General features: G+C 51.1%; 1 protein-coding gene and 1 pseudogene. Both read right to left on the reverse strand.

The features are described 5' to 3' along the window. Positions 1–153: 153 nt before the first annotated feature. The gene (locus tag ACP7D4_RS28100) at positions 154–687 is read right to left on the reverse strand and encodes a hypothetical protein (protein WP_426212725.1); all 534 of its coding nucleotides are present in this window, start codon (positions 685–687) and stop codon (positions 154–156) included. A 92-nt stretch (positions 688–779) separates the two neighbouring features. Beyond that, positions 780–995, reverse strand: a pseudogene (locus tag ACP7D4_RS28105) (hypothetical protein); the annotation flags it as partial.

Raw genomic sequence — 995 nt, forward strand, 5'->3', positions numbered from 1 at the left:
AGGGCGAGGCTAGATTATGAATCGCCGCTCGTCGTTTATACTCAGCACATAGCCTTGCTGCAACATCCGACTGACACTGTTAATTAACCCAGTGTTGCGCTTGGTATTTGAAACCGCCTGTAATACGTTTTTCTGCCATTACCCGCCAGCAGATTACTCATCAAGACCGCGGCCAACCGCTTGAGCATATGGCTCTCCGCGTAGATGCCGCTCCAATATCGCTTGTTCAAGCTGATCGATCTTTGACTGAAGATGAAGCCATCGAGTCTTCTCCTTATACATATCGCCGGCTGACAAGCCTTGTGTCATAGGGACCGAATCCGCAAGCTTTTTTCGAACACTATTCCAAAACAAGATGGCTGGACTTATTGGGTGCACGACTGTGAGCGGAAAGCTGTATGTCTTTGCAAGCGACGTAAGCAACGCCAGCCCATACCCTTTTCGCCTAAAAGGAGGTGCAATCTTAATCTCAAAAAGGTATACACGGTCGGTTAATGGCGACACACCGTACTCAGTGCTTCCTACAGCCGCGCCCTCGGAATTGTGGATGGTCTCCGTGATATAGGGGTTGGGCGCCGTGAACGCTTCGGCAGAATATACCTTCTTCAAAATTTTTAAAGTAACTGCCGGTAAGGTACGCGAGGCGGGTGCATGACCACCGCTAAAAAAATCTGTAAATTTGCTCATTTGTTTCTCCTTCCTCCGACGGCCGGCCAGGTAACGGTAGCGGAAGCGCGGATGTCCGGAGCGTGTCAAACTATTTGAGACCGGTTTCGCAATTAGTTTAGGGAGCTTTTTTCAGTCTGTACGTCTCCCAGGATTGTCGCTTTTGGCATATTGATGCCGGCTTCGGTCGGCAGTGCCGGGGGCCGTGGGTTGATGTTCTTGAAGCGATTTGGATGTCGCGAGAAGGCGTTTTGCAGGACCTGATCGCGTTGCTCGTAGATGATCTTTGCCACGTCGTTGTGCACGGCGGCCGGGGTCATGTAGCCGAT

Source organism: Massilia sp. TWP1-3-3, assembly GCF_049897805.1.
In the GTDB taxonomy this organism is placed as follows: Bacteria; Pseudomonadota; Gammaproteobacteria; order Burkholderiales; family Burkholderiaceae_D; genus Telluria_A.